The 19,479-nt window shown below is 71.0% G+C and carries 15 protein-coding genes; 9 read left to right on the forward strand and 6 right to left on the reverse strand.

Features of this window, described 5'->3' with window-relative positions:
• The first annotated feature begins 33 nt into the window (after positions 1 to 33).
• The 4 genes from HHX37_RS14995 to HHX37_RS15010 all read left to right on the forward strand — a co-directional run bounded on the left by HHX37_RS14995 (position 34) and on the right by HHX37_RS15010 (position 7,582).
• Positions 34 to 765, forward strand: coding sequence for a BPL-N domain-containing protein (locus tag HHX37_RS14995; RefSeq protein ID WP_111697304.1), 732 nt, complete (start codon positions 34 to 36; stop codon positions 763 to 765).
• 71 nt (positions 766 to 836) lie between these two features.
• Positions 837 to 2,246 (forward strand): M1 family metallopeptidase, encoded by a 1,410-nt coding sequence (locus HHX37_RS15000; RefSeq protein ID WP_182885788.1) that lies wholly within the window; start codon positions 837 to 839, stop codon positions 2,244 to 2,246.
• Between the two features lie 55 nt (positions 2,247 to 2,301).
• Positions 2,302 to 2,724, forward strand: coding sequence for a DUF6098 family protein (locus HHX37_RS15005; protein ID WP_182885789.1), 423 nt, complete (start codon positions 2,302 to 2,304; stop codon positions 2,722 to 2,724).
• 190 nt (positions 2,725 to 2,914) lie between these two features.
• On the forward strand, positions 2,915 to 7,582 hold the full coding sequence (locus HHX37_RS15010) for a HAMP domain-containing protein (RefSeq protein WP_182885790.1): 4,668 nt from the start codon (positions 2,915 to 2,917) through the stop codon (positions 7,580 to 7,582).
• Here HHX37_RS15010 and HHX37_RS15015 read toward each other — a convergent pair.
• On the reverse strand, positions 7,573 to 8,880 hold the full coding sequence (locus HHX37_RS15015; protein WP_182885791.1) for an NAD(P)/FAD-dependent oxidoreductase: 1,308 nt from the start codon (positions 8,878 to 8,880) through the stop codon (positions 7,573 to 7,575). The two genes, HHX37_RS15010 and HHX37_RS15015, sit on opposite strands and share 10 nt — an antisense overlap.
• Positions 8,881 to 9,274: 394 nt before the next feature.
• Here HHX37_RS15015 and HHX37_RS15020 point away from each other — a divergent pair, with 394 nt between their 5' ends.
• Positions 9,275 to 11,587, forward strand: a complete 2,313-nt coding sequence (locus HHX37_RS15020; RefSeq protein WP_182885792.1) for a cellulose binding domain-containing protein — start codon at positions 9,275 to 9,277, stop codon at positions 11,585 to 11,587.
• A gap of 60 nt (positions 11,588 to 11,647) precedes the next feature.
• Here the strand turns inward: HHX37_RS15020 and HHX37_RS15025 are convergent, their stop codons facing one another.
• Positions 11,648 to 12,079 (reverse strand): ester cyclase, encoded by a 432-nt coding sequence (locus HHX37_RS15025; protein ID WP_182885793.1) that lies wholly within the window; start codon positions 12,077 to 12,079, stop codon positions 11,648 to 11,650.
• 252 nt (positions 12,080 to 12,331) lie between these two features.
• Between HHX37_RS15025 and HHX37_RS15030 the strand changes: the two genes are divergently transcribed.
• Entirely contained in the window at positions 12,332 to 13,591 is a 1,260-nt protein-coding gene (locus HHX37_RS15030; protein WP_182885794.1) for a site-2 protease family protein, read from the forward strand.
• 199 nt (positions 13,592 to 13,790) lie between these two features.
• Positions 13,791 to 14,387 (forward strand): sigma-70 family RNA polymerase sigma factor, encoded by a 597-nt coding sequence (locus HHX37_RS15035; protein WP_111697297.1) that lies wholly within the window; start codon positions 13,791 to 13,793, stop codon positions 14,385 to 14,387.
• Between the two features lie 84 nt (positions 14,388 to 14,471).
• On the opposite strand, the gene HHX37_RS15040 is transcribed toward HHX37_RS15035, so the two are convergent.
• Positions 14,472 to 15,185 carry an MFS transporter gene (locus tag HHX37_RS15040; RefSeq protein ID WP_310740377.1) on the reverse strand — a complete coding sequence of 238 codons (714 nt, stop codon included), beginning with the start codon at positions 15,183 to 15,185 and terminating at the stop codon, positions 14,472 to 14,474.
• A gap of 22 nt (positions 15,186 to 15,207) precedes the next feature.
• Positions 15,208 to 15,387, reverse strand: a complete 180-nt coding sequence (locus HHX37_RS36690) for an MFS transporter (protein WP_259406464.1) — start codon at positions 15,385 to 15,387, stop codon at positions 15,208 to 15,210.
• Between the two features lie 36 nt (positions 15,388 to 15,423).
• Here HHX37_RS36690 and HHX37_RS15045 point away from each other — a divergent pair, with 36 nt between their 5' ends.
• Entirely contained in the window at positions 15,424 to 15,825 is a 402-nt protein-coding gene (locus tag HHX37_RS15045) for a helix-turn-helix domain-containing protein (protein ID WP_310740378.1), read from the forward strand.
• Between the two features lie 232 nt (positions 15,826 to 16,057).
• On the opposite strand, the gene HHX37_RS15050 is transcribed toward HHX37_RS15045, so the two are convergent.
• Both HHX37_RS15050 and HHX37_RS15055 read right to left on the reverse strand, forming a co-directional pair.
• Complete coding sequence (locus HHX37_RS15050; RefSeq protein WP_182873816.1) at positions 16,058 to 16,453, reverse strand: hypothetical protein; 396 nt, start codon at positions 16,451 to 16,453, stop codon at positions 16,058 to 16,060.
• A 24-nt stretch (positions 16,454 to 16,477) separates the two neighbouring features.
• On the reverse strand, positions 16,478 to 17,482 hold the full coding sequence (locus HHX37_RS15055) for a DNA polymerase ligase N-terminal domain-containing protein (RefSeq protein WP_182885795.1): 1,005 nt from the start codon (positions 17,480 to 17,482) through the stop codon (positions 16,478 to 16,480).
• 110 nt (positions 17,483 to 17,592) lie between these two features.
• On the opposite strand from HHX37_RS15055, the gene HHX37_RS15060 reads away from it, so the two are divergent.
• Positions 17,593 to 19,356, forward strand: coding sequence for a bifunctional metallophosphatase/5'-nucleotidase (locus HHX37_RS15060; protein ID WP_182885796.1), 1,764 nt, complete (start codon positions 17,593 to 17,595; stop codon positions 19,354 to 19,356).
• Positions 19,357 to 19,479 lie beyond the last annotated feature (123 nt).

Below are 19,479 nucleotides of genomic sequence, written 5' to 3' on the forward strand. Positions count from 1 at the left end.
TGGGTGAGCGGCAGGGGATCGGGTGAGGGTCTGATGGGATTCGACGGCATTCTCGGCGCCGTACGGCGCGCCTTCCGCTCCGAGCCGGCCCCGCTGCGGCCTTCCGGACAGCCGCTCGCGCTCGTCTACCGGGGCCCGGCCTCGGTTCCCGGGTGCTCCGAGGCGGTCGCCGGGCTGCTGGAGGCGAGCCGCTGGGGCTTCGACGTGCGCTACACGGGCCCGCACGAGAAGGTGCCGCTCACGGCGGAGTCGCTGTCCCTGGCCGCGGTGTACGCCCAGCCGGGCGGCGGAGACCTGTCCCGGGGTTACCGGCACCTCAAACGGCACCGCGGCGCGCTGCGCGACTACGTCGCCGGAGGCGGCCGGTACCTCGGCTTCTGCCTGGGCGGCTATCTCGCCGGCGCCACTCCCGGTTTCGCCCTGCTGCCGGGCGACACCGACCAGTACATCGCCACGCCGGGCGCCACCGTGGACGACGAGGAGGACACCCTCGTCGACGTGCGATGGCGCGGCCGGGAGCGCAGCGTCTTCTTCCAGGACGGCCCCTGCTTCCTGCTGGAGCCGGGCAACCGGGCCACCGTCCTGGCCACCTATCCCAACGGCGCCGTCGCCGCCCTCGTCACCCCGTACGGCGAGGGCAGGGTCGCCGTGGTCGGCCCGCACCCGGAGGCGACCGACGACTGGTTCGCCGACGCCGATCTGCCGGTCCGGCGGGCGCAGGACCTCGGCCTCGATCTGGTGAACGAGGTGATGGCCGACGCCTGAGGGGCTTTCGCGTCTTATGTGAAGAATGTGATGAATTACCGCTTTTTCCGGAAAATCCCCATTATGGGGACATGGTGCGTAAATTAGCCGCCCTGGCCGCCAGTGTCATGATGATCGCGTCCCCGGCCGCTCCCGCCGCCGCGGAGCCGGGCGCGTTCCTTCCCGGCGCGCCGGGGATCGGCGATCCGTACTATCCCCTGCAGGGAAACGGCGGCTACGACGTCGGCCACTACGATCTGCGGCTCCGGTTCGACCCCGGCGACCACACCGCGGACGCCACCGCGACGATCACCGCGACCGCCACCCACAACCTGTCCCGGTTCGACCTCGACTTCTCGGGACCGGAGGTCAAGAGCGTGACGGTGGACGGCGCCCGCGCCGGCTTCCGCCGCGACGGCCAGGAACTGGTGATCACTCCGGCCGCCGGGCTGAAGGCCGGGACCACCTTCACGGTCGCGGTCTCCTACGCCGGGAAGCTCACGGCGGTGTCGGACGACACCGGCCAGCAGGGGTGGATCAACACCAAGGACGGCGCGTTCGTCGCGTCCCAGCCGGACGGCGCGCGCAGCTGGTTCCCGGCCAACGACAGCCCGGCGGACAAGGCCACCTTCAGCTTCCGGGTGTCCGCGCCCGAGGAGCTGACCGTGCTGGCCAACGGCGAGCGCGCGAGCGCGGACGAGGCGGCCGGTTCCGACGGCTACCGGACCGTGCGGTGGGAGATGCGGCAGCCGATGGCGCCCTACCTCGCCATGCTCGCCATCGGCCATTTCGAGGTCAGTGAGGGGACCGTCGACGGCATACCGAACGTGACGGCGTACGACCCGGCGCTGGAGGAGAAGTCGAAGCGTCTGCACGATCTCACGGCGGAGGCCGTCAGGTGGGAGTCGTCGCTCTTCGGCCCCTACCCGTTCTCCTCCACCGGCGGGGTCGCGGACGGCCGCGGCTCCGTGACGGCGCTGGAGACGCAGGGCCGGCCCGTCTACAGCGGCGGCCCGACCGACGACTCCGAGATCGTGCACGAGCTGGCCCACCAGTGGTTCGGCGACAGCGTCGGGGTGCGGAGCTGGCGGGACATCTGGCTCAACGAGGGCTTCGCGAAGTACACGGAATGGCTCTACGAGGAGCAGCACGACGGGCCGTCCGCCAGGGACACCTTCGACCGGCTCTACCGGAAGGACGGCGCCTTCTGGCGCCTGAAGACCGGTGACCCCGGCCAGGCGCACATGTTCGACGAGAACGCGATCTACCTGCGCGGCGCGATGACGGTGCACGCCCTCCGGGAGAAGATCGGCGACAAGGTGTTCTTCGCCCTGCTGAAGACCTGGGCGCAGGAGCACAGGTACGGCACGGTGACCACGGCCGACTTCGTCGCCCTCGCGGAGAGGCTGAGCGGGCAGAAGCTCGGCTCCTTCTTCGACGCGTGGCTCTACCAGGCGAAGAAGCCGCCGCAGTCGGTGTTCCGCTCGACACCGGCGGAATGAGACGGGTTTGCCCTGTTCACGCGGGGGGAGGAGACGCGGCCACGGGAGGGGCGAGGTGAGCGGACTACCGACGATCAAGAGCCTGGACGAGCTGACCGAGCTGGTCGAACGCCGGTCCGGCCTCTACCTGCGGTACTCGAAGGGGCCGGACGCCGACGAGGGCAAGCCCAGCGTCGACTACGAGAGCGGCCTGGAGCTGCCCGGGCTGTCGGTGACCGTGCTCGACGCCGAGCACTGGTGGACGAGATCGACGCACGACTGGCTGGCCCGCCAGATGTGCAAGTACACCCATCTGGCCGAGCAGGACGAGGAGCGGCACGCCTGGGTGCTGACCGGCCGGGTGGCGGGGCGGGGCCCCGACCACGAGCCGCTCATCGACCACGTCGAGCCGGTGGCGTGGATCGACGACGCGGTGGTCGAGCAGGCCCGCGAACACTACGAGAGGGCGTTCGACGCCGGCCGCGACTCCACGGGCTGAGCCCCTCCGCGCCAGATCTCTCCGGCCCCCTCCGGACTGCTTCCGGCCGTCCCGCGTCTCCCCTGGCCCACCAGGGAGATACGGCGTTCGCACCCTGCGAGATGTACCATTCGCGCGGCCGCGGGGCGACGCGCCCGGCGGTGCTTTATATGCTTTCTTTTCCTGGTCAGACGGGATCGCGAGGGTGGACATGGTCGAGAGAGCTGGCACCGTCAAGCGCGCGAGAACATCCCGCGCCGCCGGCGGCGATCCGGAACTGGATCTGCGGGAACTCCTGGCGGGCCTGACCGCCGTACGGGACGGAGACTTCGGCACCCGGCTGCCGGAGGACGGCGACGGGCTGCTGCAGGAGATAGCGACCGTCTTCAACGGGATGGTCGACCAGCTCTCCCTCTTCACCTCCGAGGTGACCCGGGTGGCGCGGGAGGTCGGCACCGAGGGCCAGCTCGGCGGGCAGGCCGAGGTGCCGGCGGTCTCCGGCACCTGGAAGGACCTCACCGACTCGGTGAACGCGATGGCGGGCAACCTCACCAGCCAGGTCCGCTCCATCGCCGAGGTCACCACCGCCGTCGCCAAGGGCGACCTCTCCCAGAAGATCACCGTCGACGCCCGCGGCGAGATCCTCGAACTCAAGAACACCGTCAACACCATGGTCGACCAGCTCTCGTCCTTCGCCGACGAGGTCACCCGCGTGGCCCGCGAGGTCGGCACCGAAGGCCAGCTCGGCGGCCAGGCGCAGGTCCCCGGCGTGGCCGGGACCTGGCGCGACCTCACCGACTCGGTGAACTTCATGGCGGGCAACCTCACCAGCCAGGTCCGCTCCATCGCCGAGGTCACCACCGCCGTCGCCAAGGGCGACCTCTCCCAGAAGATCACCGTCGACGCCCGCGGCGAGATCCTCGAACTCAAGAACACCGTCAACACCATGGTCGACCAGCTTTCGTCCTTCGCCGACGAGGTCACCCGCGTGGCCCGCGAGGTCGGCACCGAAGGCCAGCTCGGCGGCCAGGCCGACGTGAAGGGCGTCTCCGGCACCTGGCGCGACCTCACCGACTCCGTGAACTTCATGGCCGGCAACCTCACCAGCCAGGTCCGCAACATCTCCCAGGTCGCCACCGCCGTCGCCAAGGGCGACCTCTCCCAGAAGATCACCGTCGAGGCCAAGGGCGAGGTCGCCGCGCTCGCCCAGACCATCAACACCATGGTCGACACCCTCAGCGCCTTCGCCGACGAGGTCACCCGCGTGGCCCGCGAGGTCGGCACCGAAGGCCGCCTCGGCGGCCAGGCCGACGTGAAGGGCGTCTCCGGCACCTGGAAGGCGCTGACCGAGTCGGTGAACGTCATGGCCGACAACCTCACCGACCAGGTGCGGTCCATCGCCCAGGTCACCACGGCGGTCGCCCGCGGCGACCTGTCGCAGAAGATCCGCGTGGACGCCCGGGGCGAGATCCTGGAGCTCAAGGAGACCATCAACACGATGGTCGACCAGCTCTCGTCCTTCGCCGACGAGGTCACCCGGGTGTCCCGGGAGGTCGGCACCGAAGGCCGCCTGGGCGGCCAGGCGACCGTACGCGGGGTGTCGGGCACCTGGAAGGACCTCACCGACTCGGTGAACGTCATGGCGTCCAACCTCACCAGCCAGGTGCGGTCCATCGCGCAGGTCGCCACCGCCGTCGCCAAGGGCGACCTCTCCCAGAAGATCACCGTCGAGGCCAAGGGCGAGGTCGCCGCGCTCGCCCAGACCATCAACACCATGGTCGACACCCTCAGCGCCTTCGCCGACGAGGTCACCCGCGTGGCCCGCGAGGTCGGCACCGAAGGCCAGCTCGGCGGCCAGGCCCGGGTGCCCAACGTGGCGGGCACCTGGAAGGACCTCACCGACAACGTGAACTCGATGGCCGACAACCTGACCAACCAGGTGCGGTCCATCGCCCAGGTCACGACGGCGGTCGCCCAGGGCGACCTGACCAAGAAGATCGACGTCGACGCCCGGGGCGAGATCCTGGAGCTCAAGACGACCATCAACACGATGGTCGACCAGCTCTCGTCGTTCGCCGCCGAGGTCACCCGCGTCGCCCGCGAGGTGGGCAGCGAGGGACGGCTGGGCGGTCAGGCCGAGGTCGAGGGCGTGTCGGGCACCTGGAAGCGGCTGACCGAGAACGTCAACGAGCTGGCCGGCAACCTCACCCGCCAGGTGCGCGCGATCGCCGAGGTCACCAGCGCCGTGACCTCCGGCGACCTCACCCGCTCCATCACGGTGGACGCGGAGGGCGAGCTCGCCGACCTCAAGGACAACGTCAACTCCATGGTGGAGTCGCTACGCGAGTCGACCCGGGCCAACCAGGAGCAGGACTGGCTCAAGACCAACCTGGCCCGCATCTCCGGGCTCATGCAGGGCCACCGCGACCTGTCGGCGGTCGCCGAGCTGGTCATGAACGAGCTGGCGCCGCTGGTCAACGCGCAGCACGGCACGTTCCTGCTGGCGGAGGAGACCCCGGCGGGCGCGGAGCTGCGGGTGGTCGGCTGCTACGGCCACCGGGAGATCTCCCGCCGCCACGCGTTCGGGGAGTCCCTCGTCGGCCAGGCCGCGCAGGCCAGGCGGACGATCCTGGTGGAGGAGGTCCCGCCGGCCTACCTGACGGTCTCGTCCAGCCTCGGGCAGGCCGGTCCGGCCAGCCTCGTCGTGCTGCCGATCGTGGTGGAGGACCAGGTTCTCGGCGTGATCGAGCTGGCCAGCCTGGGCCGGTTCTCCACGGCCCACCGCGACTTCCTGGAGCAGCTCGTCGAGACGATCGGCGTCAACGTCAACACGATCGTGGCCAACGCCCGCACCGACGCGCTGCTCGCCGAGTCGCAGCGGCTCGCCACCGAGCTGCAGGTGCGGCAGGAGGAGCTGCAGCGCTCGAACGCGGAGCTGGAGGAGAAGGCGGAGCTGCTGGCCCAGCAGAACCGCGACATCGAGACCAAGAACACCGAGATCGAGCAGGCCCGTCAGGAGCTGGAGGACCGCGCCCAGCAGCTCGCGCTGGCCTCGAAGTACAAGAGCGAGTTCCTCGCCAACATGAGCCACGAGCTGCGCACCCCGCTCAACTCGCTGCTCATCCTGGCCCAGCTCCTCGCGCAGAACCCCACCCGCAACCTCACGCCCAAGCAGGTGGAGTACGCGAACGTCATCCACTCGGCCGGCACCGACCTGCTGCAGCTCATCAACGACATCCTCGACCTGTCGAAGATCGAGGCCGGCAAGATGGACATCACGCCGGAGCCGGTCAGCCTGCGTCAGCTCCTCGACTACGTGGAGGCCAACTTCCGGCCGCTGACGACCCAGAAGGGCCTGCGCTTCGGCGTCACCGTCGCCTCCGGCGTCCCGGCCCGCCTGATGACCGACGAGCAGCGGCTGCGGCAGGTGCTGCGCAACCTGCTGTCGAACGCGGTCAAGTTCACCGAGGCGGGCTCGGTCGAACTCCGCATCGAACGCGCGCCCGGCGCGGACCTGCCGGGCGCCTCCGGGCAGGAGGTCCTCGCCTTCCACGTGGTGGACACCGGCATCGGCATCGCCCCGGAGAACCTCTCGCAGATCTTCGACGCCTTCCAGCAGGCCGACGGCACGACCAGCCGCAAGTACGGCGGCACCGGCCTCGGCCTGTCGATCAGCCGGGAGATCGCCACCCTGCTCGGCGGCGAGATCCACGCGACGAGCGCGCTGGGCGAGGGCAGCACGTTCACCCTCTATCTCCCGCTGACCCACTTCGCCGCCCAGAACCTGGCGGACCGGGACGAGCCGGAGGCCGGCGTGCCGGAACCGGAGCGGACTCAGGTCTCCCCGGTGACGACGGCCGGCGCCGTCGCGGCCGTCCTGGGCGCCGGACCCGACCGCAGGAACGGCGAGAACGGGGACGGCAGGAGTGGCGGCGGGGCGCGCCGCCGTCTGCTGGTCGTCGAGGCCAGGCCGGGCGGCCTGCTGTCGATGCTGGCGCAGAGCGTCGCGGCGGACCTGCGCGACACCCACGGATCCGTGCAGGTGTCGACCGCGAACGACCCGGACTCGGCGCTGTCGCTGCTGCTCCGGGAGAGCGTGCACTGCATCGTCCTCGACCTCGGCATGCCCCACGACATCGTGGCGGACTTCCTGAGGGGCCTGGACCGCGACGCCTCCCTGCGGACGCTGCCGGTGCTCGCGCACCACTCGCGCAAGCTGTCGCGTCCGCAGGAGGACCTGCTCCAGGTGCGCTCCCGCAACCAGCCGCTGGAGCGCCTGCCCAGCCTGGACGAACTGCGTGAGCGGATCACGCTGCACCTGTCGGCGAACGAGCCCGGCGACGTGCTGCCGCTCGTGCAGCAGCCGCCCGCCGAGGAGGGCGCGCACGAGACCGGGAAGGTCGACAGCGCGCTGGTCGGCCGCAAGGTCCTGGTGGTGGACGACGACGTGCGCAACGTCTTCGCCCTCACCACGATCCTCGAACTGCACGGCATGCAGGTGCTGTACGCGGAGAACGGCCGCAAGGGCATCGACGTGCTGATGCGCAACGACGACGTGGACCTGGTGCTGATGGACATCATGATGCCGGAGATGGACGGCTACGCCGCCACCGCCGCCATCCGGTCCATGCCGCGCTTCGCCAAGCTGCCGATCATCGCGGTGACCGCCAAGGCGATGCACGGCGACCGCGAGAAGACGCTGTCGTCGGGCGCGAGCGACTACGTCACCAAGCCCGTCGACGCCGAGGAGCTCATCGTCTGCATGCAGCACTGGCTGGACCTGCCCGGCAACGGTGCCCGCGCGGACTCCGGCGAGGACCCCGGCAGCGGCTCCGGCAGCGGTACCGGCGACGGCTCCGGCTCCGGCGCTCAGGCCTGACCGGCGCGGTCGCGGGCGGTCCGGCCCTGCCGGGCCGCCGCCGGGCGCGTGCGCAGGTCCTCCAGCACCGCCCGGGCGGCCCGCCGTCCGGAGACCAGCGCGCCCTGGATGGACCCGGTGTCACGGTGGTCGCCGCAGACGTAGCGCCGCGCCCCGGGACCCTCGACCGGCACCCGCACCGGGCGGCGCAGCGGCATCGGGGGCGGCATCGCGGGCAGGGCCGCCTCGATCGCGTAGGTGGCGACGTGCTCCCACGACGAGGTGTCGCCGTAGATCCGCGCCAGCCGGTCCCGCACCCGGGGCTCGTCCCGGTCGCCGTGCACGCCGAGGACCGAGGTGGAGATCAGCGCGCGGCCGTCGGACGAGTACTCGGGCGCGGCGTCGGTGACCACGATCGTGTCGGTGATCACGCCCTCCGCGTCCACGATCTGCGTCGGCTCCCAGAGCGGCGACGCGGGAGCGGCGTGGTAGAAGGTCGTCACCGACCGCATCGCGGGCACCGGCAGGCCGGGCAGGAGCCGTCCCGCCGTGGCCGGGTCGGCCGCGACCACGACGGCGGCCGCCTCCATCTCGCCCCCGCCGCCGAGGGCGACGCCGGTGGGGGTCAGCGCGCCGACGGGGGTCTCCAGGCGGACCGCGTCCGGCGGGAGGCGGCCGGCGAGCTGCTCGGGGATCCGCCCCATCCCGAGGGCCGGCAGGCCGATGACGCCCCGCACGAAGGACCGCCAGAGCAGGTGGAAGATCCGGCCGGAGGTCTCCAGTTCCCGCTCCAGGACCACCCCCGACAGGAAGGGCCGGAACAGGTTCTCGACGACCTCCGGGGACGCGCCCCAGTGCCGCAGTTCCTCCTCGGTGGTGCGGCGCTCGGCGCCGCCCCGCCTCCGTACGAGGGAGCCGGGCAGCAGCAGGTCGCGGGTGGTCACCGCGGCGAGCACGGCCTTGTCCACCGGTGTGCCCACCCGGGCGAACAGGCCGCTGAGCGCCTGGCGCGGATGCCGCCACGGCAGCGTCACCCGCTCGTGCCGCCCGTCCCGGAAGACGATCACCCCCGAGGTGAACGGACGCAGGCGCAGCGCCGGGATGTCGAGGACCCGGGCGGCCTCCGGATAGCCGGTGTTGAAGACCTGGAACCCGCGGTCGAGCCGGAAGCCGTCCACGATGTCGGTGCGGATCCGGCCGCCCACGCCGTCCGAGGCCTCCAGGACCCGGACCGCCACCCCCGCCCTGTGCAGATGGACGGCACAGGCCAGGCCCGCGAGTCCCGCGCCGACGACGATCACCGTGGCAGGCTGTGGCATGGGCCGCTCCTCCTCTTGCCGTGACGTGCCGTACGTCTACGCATCGGTATTCGAGCCCGGCGGAGGCCGCGGATGCAGCCGGCGGCCGGTCGGGTCTGTGCACGTTCCCAGCGCGGCCGTGCCCTGGAGGTGAAATTTTCAGTGATCATCACCGGCCGGCGTGGCGGGGACGACCGGCACGGGCCCGGCCGCGAGCGCTCTCACCTGCTCGGGCGGCCATCCGGGAACGCGGCGGGCGGCTGCGTCCACATGGGTGAATCGGGGGTGTTTGACCACTGCGCCCGTTTCGCGTTGTGATGACGCGGCACCCGGCATGGCGCCGTCGCGTCCGCGGTGCGTCCCGGACGCCGTCGCGGCCCTGCCGGCACCACCGGCACCCTCGTCTGGAGCTTGGATGACCACACGACGAAGATTCGCGTCGATCGCCGCCGTGGCCTCGGCCGCCGCCCTCGCGGGAGCCGGGGCGCTGCCCGCCCTCCCCGCGTCGGCGGCGGCGGGCTGCCGGGTCGACTATCAGGTGACGAACCAGTGGCAGGGCGGGTTCGGCACCTCCGTGACGATCACCAACCTCGGCGACGCCGTCAACGGCTGGACGCTCACCTGGACGTACACCGCGGGACAGACGGTGACGCAGGCGTGGAACGCGACGGTCACCCAGAGCGGCGCGCAGGTGACCGCGAAGGACGCCGGCTACAACGGGTCGATCCCCACCGGCGGGACGGCGTCGTTCGGCTTCAACGGCTCGTGGAACGACTCCGCCAACCCCGTGCCCGCGAGCTTCTCGCTCAACGGCACCACCTGCACCGGCGGGGTCACGAGCAGCCCCAGCGCGAGTCCCAGCGCGTCACCCAGCCCCAGCGCCTCGCCCAGCCCCAGCGCCAGCCCGACGCGGTCGCCCAGCGCGTCGCCCAGCCCCTCCCCGAGCCCGTCGGCGAGCCCCACGACCATCCCGGCCGGGGCGCGGCAGATGGAGAACCTCAACCGCGGCCTGATCAGCGTGCGGTCCGGCAGCGGCAACCTGGTCTCCTGGCGGCTGCTCGGCACCGAGAACGCCGGCACGGGGTTCAACGTCTACCGGGGATCGACCAGGCTGAACTCCTCGCCGATCACCAACTCCACGAACTACCTCGACTCCGGAGCCGCCGCCGACGCGTCGTACACGGTGCGGGCCGTGGTGAACGGCGCCGAGCAGGCCTCGTCGGAGACGTCGCTGCGCTTCACCGGCGGCGACCACCTCGACGTGCCCATCCAGCCGCCGTCCGGCGGCACGACGCCCGACGGAGTCTCCTACACCTACAGCGCCAACGACGCGAGCGTGGGCGACCTCGACGGCGACGGCCAGTACGAGATCGTGCTGAAGTGGGACCCGTCCAACGCCAAGGACAACTCCCAGTCCGGGTACACCGGCAACGTCTTCGTCGACGCGTACCGGCTCAACGGCTCCCGCCTGTGGCGGATCGACCTCGGCCGCAACATCCGCGCGGGCGCGCACTACACGCAGTTCCAGGTGTACGACTACGACGGCGACGGCAGGGCCGAGGTGGCGATGAAGACCGCCGACGGCACCAAGGACGGCACCGGGAGGGTCATCGGCAGTTCCTCGGCCGACTACCGCAACTCCTCCGGCTACGTCCTGTCCGGGCCGGAGTACCTGACGATGTTCAACGGCCAGACCGGCGCCGCCCTGTCCACCGTGAACTACGACCCGCCGCGCGGGACGGTCTCCTCCTGGGGCGACTCCTACGGCAACCGGGTGGACCGCTTCCTCGCCGCCACCGCCTACCTCGACGGCGCCCGCCCGTCGCTGATCATGTCGCGCGGCTACTACACCCGTACGGTCATCGCGGCGTGGGACTTCCGCAACGGCTCCCTGACCAAGCGGTGGACGTTCGACTCCAACTCCAGCGGCAGCCAGTACACCGGCCAGGGCAACCACAACCTGGCGGTGGCCGACGTGGACGGCGACGGCAGGGACGAGATCGTCTTCGGCGCGATGGCGGTCAACGACAACGGCGCGCCGCTGTGGAACACGGGCAACGGGCACGGCGACGCGCTGCACGTCGGCGACCTCGACCCGTCGCGGGCCGGACTGGAGGTGTTCAAGGTCGACGAGGACACCAGCAAGCCCGCGGCGTGGATGGCCGACGCCCGCACCGGATCGATCATCTGGACCAACGGCTCCTGCGGCTGCGACAACGGACGCGGCGTCTCCGGCGACATCTGGTCCGGCAGCCCGGGCGCAGAGTCGTGGTCGTCCGCCGTCTCCGGCGTCTACAACACCAGGGGACAGAACGTCGGCCGCAAGCCCGGCTCGACGAACTTCCTCGTGTGGTGGGACGCCGACCCGGTGCGCGAACTGCTCGACGCCACCCACATCGACAAGTACGGCACCGGTGGCGACACCCGGCTGCTGACGGCGAGCGGGGTCCACTCCAACAACGGCACCAAGTCGACCCCGTCGCTGTCGGCCGACCTGTTCGGCGACTGGCGCGAGGAGGTCGTCTGGCCGACGAGCGACAACACCGCCCTGCGGATCTACAGCACGACCACCGCGACCACCCGGCAGATCCACACCCTCATGCACGACCCGACGTACCGGCTGGCGATCGCCTGGCAGAACACCGCCTACAACCAGCCGCCCCACCCGGGCTTCTTCCTCGGCGACGGCATGGCGACCCCCGCCAGGCCGAACATCTACCTGAGGTGATCCACCGGCGGCGGCCGCGGACCCACCTGACGAGGTCCGCGGCCGGCGCCGCGCCGGCGCTCAGCCCGGGGCCGTCAGGCACAGACCGAGCTGGGCGTACAGCTCCAACTGGTCGAAATACTCCCGATGGCTCTTGATCTTGCCGTCCTCGACGAAGGACGCGCAGGTGCCGCGGAAGGTGACCGGGCGACCGGTCCCCTGCAGTTCGCACCCGTTCGGCAGCAGGATGGGCCCGAGGTGCGTGCCCGTGGCCGTCCACTCCACCATCAGGGGCGCCTCGCAGGTGACGGCTTCGTACCACGCGAAGAGGTGGAAGTCGGGGAAGCTCTTGAAGATCTGCTCGTACATCCACCCGATCTGCTCGAGTCCCTCCGCCACACCGAAGGGCGAGACGAGGACGGCGTCCGGGCTGAAGATCTCGAGCACGCCCTCCAGGTCATGTTCGTTGAGCGCGACGGTTAGCTGGCGCTTCACAGCCCATGGGTCGGACATGACGACTGTCCTTCGACGGTCGGTACGCAACGCTGTCAACCAACTTTAGCCAGAGGCCGGTCAAGCGCCGCTTTCGAGTAGGTCGGCGGAGCACCACGAGCGGGTTCTGATTCCCACACGGTTCGCGCGATATACGCACAGCGGTGCCCTGCGGCGTCCCGCTGACCGTGCGTCGCGGCCTCCAGGCCCTCCACAACCGCGTGACCTGTGCCTTTGTGGGTAGGCCCTGTCACAGGGACGAGGGGAGGCAGGATGCGATCGTCGATCAGTCTCGGCCGCATCGGCGGGGTCCCGGTCGGGCTCAACGTCAGCGTTCTCGTGATCGTCGTGATCCTGGTCGTCGGGCTGGCCTTCGGGCGCTTCCCGATCGCCTTCCCCGGCCTGCCGACCGCGGCGTACGTGCTGGCCGCGCTGGTGTCGGCCGTGCTCTTCCTGGCCTCGCTGCTCGCGCACGAGCTCGCGCACGCCATCGTCGCGCGCCGGCACGACGTGGAGGTCACCGGCATCACGCTCTGGCTGCTCGGCGGTGTGGCCCAGCTCCGCGGCGAGCCCCGCTCCCCCGGCGCGGACCTCAGGATCGCCGGGGTCGGCCCGCTCACCAGCGTCGTGCTCGGCGGCCTCTTCGCCCTCGTGACGTGGGGGGTCTCCGCCGTGGGCGGGCCCGCGCTGGTAAGCGGGATGTTCGGCTACCTGGCCGCGGTGAACGTGCTGCTGGCGGTGTTCAACCTGATCCCCGCCGCGCCGCTGGACGGCGGCCGGGTGCTCCGCGCCTTCCTGTGGGCGCGCTGGGGCGACCGCCTCCGGGCCGCCGTCGCCGCCGCCCGGGCGGGCCGGGTGTTCGGCTACACGCTGATCGTCCTGGGGTTCCTCAACCTCGTCTCCGGGCTCGGCTTCCAGGGGCTCTGGCTGGCCCTCATCGGCCTCTTCCTGGTCAACGCCGCCAGCGCGGAGGAGCAGCAGACGCAGATCGACGCCGCGCTGCACGGGATCAAGGTGGCGGAGGTCATGTCCCGGCACCCCATCACGGCCCATCCAGGCGAGACGGTGGCCGGGCTGATCGACCGGCTCGTGCTCCGCCATCACCTGTCCACCTATCCGCTCGTCGACGACGACGGCCGGTTCGCGGGGCTGGTGACGCTGGGCCGCGTCCGGGCCGTCGACCCCGGCCGCAGGGAGGTCACGCCGCTCCGGGAGATCGCCTGCCCGCCGCCGGACGTGCCGTCGGCCCGGCCGGACGACCTCCTCACCGAACTGCTCCAGCGGATGAGCGGCTCCGCCGACGGCCGGGCGGTGGTGCTGGACGACGGCCGGATCGTCGGCCTGGTGACGCCCAGCGACATCAGCCGGACCATCCAGACCGTGGACCTGCGGGCGCGCGAGCCGTACCGGACCCCGCGCGGCGCCGACCTCGCCCCGCACGCTCCCGAGGGCCCGCCCGCGGGCGGTCCCGCCTCCGGTGGCCCCTCCTCCAGCGGCACGATCCGGTCCGCCGGCCGCCGCGACGCGGCCTGAGAACCGGCCGCCAGGGATTCTTCTCCGACAACCGCCCTACCCGACCGCGTCGAGGCGTGGGTCAGGGTGGCCGCGCCGGCGCGAACCGGAAAGCCGGTGGCAAGCCGTGTTGAAACGGAGACCACGGGTAGGCGACCCGTGCGACCGGATCGGACAAAGCGGTCGTAACTATAAAGCAGTCCCTCAAGGAGGTGGGGAAATGACGATCGTCGACGACACGGCGGTCGAACGGCGGCGGCTGCGGTTCGAGCGGGACGCGCTGCCGTACATCGGCCAGATCTACGCCGGGGCCCTACGGCTCGCCCGCAACCCCACCGACGCCGAGGACCTCGTGCAGGACGTCTACATGCGGGCGTTCAGCAACTTCCACCAGTTCCGCGAGGGCACGAACCTCCGGGCCTGGCTGTACCGCATCCTGACGAACACCTACATCAACACCTACCGGCGCCAGCAGCGCCAGCCGCAGCGGGCCGTGACGGAGGACGTGGAGGACTGGCAGCTCGCCGAGGCGGCCTCGCACACCTCGACGGGGCTGAAATCCGCCGAGGTGGAGGCGCTGGAGAGCCTGCCCGACTCCCGGGTGAAGCAGGCGCTCCAGGAACTGCAGGAGGACTTCCGGATGGCCGTCTACCTCGCCGACGTGGAGGGCTTCGCCTACAAGGAGATCGCGGAGATCATGGACGTCCCCATCGGCACGGTGATGTCGCGCCTGCACCGGGGACGCCGCCAACTGCGGGCGAAGCTGGAGGACTACGCCGCCGAGCTCGGGTTCGTCCGCTCCGCGAGGACCACCTGATAAGGCGTCGAACCGGCTGTTGATCTCGGCGAACGATGTCACGTGTGTGGCCGACGCTCGTTCCTTCCTCTCGGTGGCCCTTGCTCAGACGGTGGTCGCGGCCTCGGCTGGTGCCGGTTGGGCTGGACCATTGGGCGTGGCGGGGGCGCGGAGGCCGAAGGCGATGACGATGGCGCCGAGTGCGTCCGCCGTCACGGGGACGATCAGCGCTGTGCGCAGGGCGTCCAGGCCCGTGCCGGCGGCGACGCTGACGGCGGTGACGGCCGACAGTCCGAGCGCCGTTCCGAACTGGATGGAGGTGTAGAGCAGGCCGCCCGCCAAGCCGTGCTCGTCCTCGGCGACGCCGTCGGTGGCGGCCATGGTGAGCGGGCCGTACGCCAGGGAGAAGACCGAACCGAGCAGGAGCAGCGCCGGAAGCATGGCGGCATAGGTCCAGTCCATCCTGACGGGCAGGAACAGCGCGTACGCGGCCGCCGCGAGGACGAGGCCGCCGAACAGCACGCGGGTGTTGCCGAAACGGTTCACCAGGCGCGGCGTCAGGGCGGGCGCGAGGACGGTGTCGATGCCGATCACCAGCATGGCCAGACCGGTCTGCATCGTGCTCCAGCCGCACAGTTCCTGGAGGTACAAGGTGGCCAGGAACTGGAAGCCCGCGAACGCGGCCAGGAACAACAGCGCGGCCACGTTGACGCGCACCAGCGGCGCCGGGTGCAGAATCCCCAGCCGCACCAGCGGGGACGAAGAGCGCCGCTCGACTGCGGTGAACAGCCCCAGCAGCGTCAGGCCCGCGACGAACACGCCGGCGGTCAGGCCGGGGCCGTCACCGGGATGCCGCCAGCCACGACACGAACATCCGGCGGTGGCCCAGCAGGTCGGCGGCGCGTCCGCCCAGCAACATGAACCCGCCGTAGCCCAGCACGTAGGCGCTGACGACCCCGCTGAGCATCCCGGTGGACAGGCCCAGATCGGCGCGGATCGCCGGCAGCGCCACGTTCAGCATCGCCACGTCGATTGGGACCAGCGCGCCGACTGCGAGGTGCGGCAGATCCTCGACCGCATCGCCGACAAGTGGTCACTCCTGGTGATCGCGCTGCTCGACAAGCGCAGCCTGCGCTTCACCGAGCTGCGCCGCGCGATCGACGGGGTCAGCCAGCGGATGCTGACCCGCACCCTGCGGCACCTGGAACGCGACGGGCTGGTGAGCCGAACGGTGCACCCGACCGTCCCGCCACGCGTGGACTACGAACTGACGCAGATGGGCGCGACCCCGCACAGCACCATCCGCGCCCTGGTCCACTGGACCGAGGAACACCAGAACGCCATCGCCGCGGCCCGCGCCGCCTACGACAGGCGCACCGCCGCCGAACACGAGGCCGCCGAACACGAAGCGGCCAAACGTGACGTCATCGCCCGCGCCGCCCTGCCAACCAAGGACTGACCTGCCCTAGCCGGGCAGGTTTCTCGTCGGGGTGCCGTTGAGCAGGAGCCCAGCGGCGCGCACCGCTGACCTCCAAGGGCGGCGACACCGAATGGGTCTACTGGGACGCCGACACCGCCCGGCTCCTGCCCCGCCTGCTCCGGCTCCCTGGCGGTCACCCCGACGGGCCGGTCCGCACCCATGGCCCTCTCTTCCTCTCCGGCCACAAACTGACCCCCACGTGGAGGACCGGCTAGGCGTCCTCCCGGCCGGGGTTCTCCAGGCGGAAGAAGTTGCTCGGGCTGCCGTCCTTGCGATGTTCCTGGTAGACGAAGTCGAGCCGGCGCTCCTCGAACGTCCTGAACCACTCGTCCCAGGAGATGTGCTTCAGGTCCTCGCCGCCGTAGCCCGGGAAGTCGAAGCGGAGAACCCCCGGACGGCCCTCGTGCTCGGTGCCGGGGACGGTGGCGGGAGTGGCGTCCCGGTCCCCCGCCCATCGCCTGATCACCTCGTGGTCGGTCGTGACCAGGCTCCGTCCCGGCCGCTCCTCGTGCTCGTCCGCCGAGGTGATCTCCTGCTCGTACTTGTGCTCGCCGGTGACCGGATGCCGCCGCCCGGCCGCTCCCCCGCTTCCACTGGGACCGCTCATGGCCGCACCTCCCCTTCCCGGCGACTACCCCGCGCCGTCCCCCTTACCCGGCAGGCGCACCCAGGCCGCGGACTCCTCCCCCGGCGCGTACGCCGAGTCGAGCCGTTTGCCCACCACGCCCGGCAGGCCCTGCTCGGCCGCCGCCCGCCGTACCGCGTGGACCTCCCCGGGCCAGGACGGCGCGGTCTGCCAGCGCGGCCCGGTCACCGCGAGCGCCTCCAGGCGCGTACGACGGCGCTCGAACGGCTCGTCCAGCAGCGACCGCCCGTCGTCGTAGAGCAGGTCGTAGCAGACGTAGACGAGGGTCGCCCCGAGGGCCGCCACCTCGCCATCGAGGATCACGGCCCGGCTGCCGAGCGACTCGGCCAGCGGGCGCAGCCAGCGGTGCTCCACGGTGACGTCGGCGCCGTCCGCGTCGCGCAGGGTGAGCCTGCCGCCCTCCACGTGCGCCAGCGCCCGCCGCCCGCCCCACCAGAACTCCCAGGCGTACCGCTCGGGGTCGCGGGGGACGCGGGTCCGGCTCGCCGGGGTCATGGGCGCCGGCCGCGCCGGTGGGGGCTCCCACCCGCCGTCCGGGGGGTCCATCCGGTGGATCATCCAGTTGCGGCCGCGGGTCCGGAAGAGCACGTAGCGCCCGGCCACCCGGGAACCGCTCAGCACGACCTTCACCTCGCGGTCGCTCCACTTCTCGGTCGCGTAGCGGCCGCGGTCCCAGATCGTCATCGTGCCGCCGCCGTACTCGCCCCTGGGGATCTCGCCCTCGAAGCGGGCGTACTCCATGGGGTGGTCCTCGGTGTGCACGGCGAGGTGGTTGGTCGCGGGGTCGGGCGGCAGGCCCTTGGGGATCGCCCACGAGACCAGCACACCGCCCCGCTCCAGGCGCAGGTCCCAGTGCAGGGACCGGGCGTGGTGCTCCTGGATCACGAACGTGTCGTCCTCACCCCGCGGCGACGGGCCGTCGGCGGGCATGGGCTCGCCGGTGCGCGCAGGGTCGCGTTTCGCCCGGTACGTCTCGAGTTTGTCGGCCACCTCATCGGTCCTACCCCGGCCCGGGTGAGAAGCGTGTCACCTTGTAGCGACATGTCCGGTTAAGAACTTCGTGACCACTTGGTAATTGCGTGACACTATCGTCACCCACCATGAGTTCAGCGATCAGGCTGACCGCGGGCGCCACCACCGTGGCCCTCGGTCTCCTCCTGCCCGGCGCCGCCGCCTCGGCGGCACCCGCCAAGACGGTGAAGATCACCGTCATGGCCAGTTCCGACATCCACGGAAACGCGCTCAACTGGGACTACTACAAGAACGCGGAGTACGACGACAGCGCGCACAACGACGTGGGCCTGGCCAAGATCTCGACGATGGTCTCGCAGATCAGGGCCGACCGCGGCGCCGGCCACACCCTGCTCTTCGACTCCGGCGACACCCTCCAGGGCACACCGCTGGACTACTACTACGCCAAGATCGAGCCGATCACCTCGACCGGCGAGACCCACCCCATGGCGAAGGCCATGAACGCCATCGGGTACGACGCCGTGACGCTCGGCAACCACGAGTTCAACTACGGCCTGCCGCTGCTCGGCGCGTGGGTGAAGCAGATGAAGGCGCCGGTCCTCGGCGCGAACGCCGTCTCCGCCGGAACCGGCCTCCCGGCCTACCGGCCGTTCGTCATCAAGACGATGAACGTCAAGGGCGAGAAGCCGATCAAGGTCGGGGTGCTCGGCCTCACCAACCCCGGCGTCGCGATCTGGGACAAGGCGAATGTCGACGGAAAGCTGAAGTTCCTCGACCTCGTCACGACCGCCAAGAAGTGGGTGCCGGTCATCCGCGGCCTCGGCGCCGACGTCGTCCTGGTCACCGCCCACGCGGGCGACAACGGCCTGTCGTCGTACGGCTCGGACCTGCCGGTGGAGAACGCCGCCGCCATGGTCGCCGAGGAGGTGCCCGGCGTCGACGCCGTGCTGTTCGGGCACGCCCACAACGACGTGCCGCAGCGGTTCGTCACCAACAAGGCCACCGGGCGGCAGGTGCTGCTCACCGAGCCCGGTAAGTGGGGCCAGCGCCTCAGCGTCGTCGACTTCACCCTCGCCAAGGAGCGCGGGAAGTGGACCGTCACCGGCAAGTCGTCCACCACGCTGAACACCAACGGCGTGGCCGAGGACCCGAAGATCGTCGCGCTGATGAAGAAGCAGCACGACAAGACCGTCGGCTACGTCAACCAGGTGATCGCGCAGTCGAAGGAGCAGCTGGCCGCGGCCGAGTCGCCGTACAAGGACACGCCGATCCTCGACTACATCCAGAAGGTGCAGACCGAGCTCGTGAGCAAGGGCGTCGCGGGCACCGCCGACGCCTCGCTGCCCGTGCTGTCCATCGCCGCGCCGTTCAGCCGCAGCGCCGTGTTCCCGGCCGGCCCCGTCAGCGTGCGTGACATGGCCGGGCTGTACGTCTACGACAACACACTGCTCGGCATCAAGATGACGGGCGCCCAGATCAAGGACTTCCTGGAGTACTCGGCGAAGTACTTCGCCCAGGTCGCTCCGGGCGCGCCGATCGACCTCGCCACGCTCACCAACGCCGGCGGCACGCCCGACTACAACTACGACCAGCTGTCCGGCGTGACGTACGACATCGACATCGCCAAGCCGGTCGGCCAGCGCATCGCCGGCCTGTCGTACCAGGGCAAGCCCGTCGCCGCCGACCAGCAGTTCATCGTGGCGATCAACAACTACCGCCAGTCGGGCGGCGGCGGGTTCCCGCACGTCAGCACGGCTCCCGTGGTGTACAACGCCCAGGTGGAGATCCGCCAGGCGCTGATCGAGTACGCCGCGGGAACCGGCACCATCGACCCGGCGACCTTCGCCGAGGCGAACTGGAAGCTCGTCCGCGACGGGGTCCCGGTCTTCTGACCCTTCCTTCCCGTCAGGGGTGGCCCGCGTCCTCGCGGGTCACCCCTTCCTCACTGAGCGGTCCTACTCAGACGATCCGGGTGATCATGCTCATGCCCGGGCCGCGGTCCGGCGGCGACACTG

It is taken from the genome of Microbispora sp. H10885 (assembly GCF_014161415.1).
Taxonomy (GTDB): domain Bacteria; phylum Actinomycetota; class Actinomycetes; order Streptosporangiales; family Streptosporangiaceae; genus Microbispora; species Microbispora triticiradicis.

What these genes read in the sequence shown, in the direction of transcription:
- HHX37_RS14995 (WP_111697304.1), top strand. Translation starts at nt 34, where the DNA reads ATGGGATTCGACGGCATTCTCGGCGCCGTACGGCGCGCCTTCCGCTCC.
- HHX37_RS15020 (WP_182885792.1), top strand. Translation starts at nt 9,275, where the DNA reads ATGACCACACGACGAAGATTCGCGTCGATCGCCGCCGTGGCCTCGGCC.
- HHX37_RS15030 (WP_182885794.1), top strand. Translation starts at nt 12,332, where the DNA reads ATGCGATCGTCGATCAGTCTCGGCCGCATCGGCGGGGTCCCGGTCGGG.
- HHX37_RS15060 (WP_182885796.1), top strand. Translation starts at nt 17,593, where the DNA reads ATGAGTTCAGCGATCAGGCTGACCGCGGGCGCCACCACCGTGGCCCTC.
- HHX37_RS15025 (WP_182885793.1), bottom strand. Translation starts at nt 12,079, where the DNA reads ATGTCCGACCCATGGGCTGTGAAGCGCCAGCTAACCGTCGCGCTCAAC.
- HHX37_RS15050 (WP_182873816.1), bottom strand. Translation starts at nt 16,453, where the DNA reads ATGAGCGGTCCCAGTGGAAGCGGGGGAGCGGCCGGGCGGCGGCATCCG.
- HHX37_RS15010 (WP_182885790.1), top strand. Translation starts at nt 2,915, where the DNA reads ATGGTCGAGAGAGCTGGCACCGTCAAGCGCGCGAGAACATCCCGCGCC.
- HHX37_RS15035 (WP_111697297.1), top strand. Translation starts at nt 13,791, where the DNA reads ATGACGATCGTCGACGACACGGCGGTCGAACGGCGGCGGCTGCGGTTC.
- HHX37_RS36690 (WP_259406464.1), bottom strand. Translation starts at nt 15,387, where the DNA reads ATGCTGAACGTGGCGCTGCCGGCGATCCGCGCCGATCTGGGCCTGTCC.
- HHX37_RS15015 (WP_182885791.1), bottom strand. Translation starts at nt 8,880, where the DNA reads ATGCCACAGCCTGCCACGGTGATCGTCGTCGGCGCGGGACTCGCGGGC.
- HHX37_RS15000 (WP_182885788.1), top strand. Translation starts at nt 837, where the DNA reads ATGGTGCGTAAATTAGCCGCCCTGGCCGCCAGTGTCATGATGATCGCG.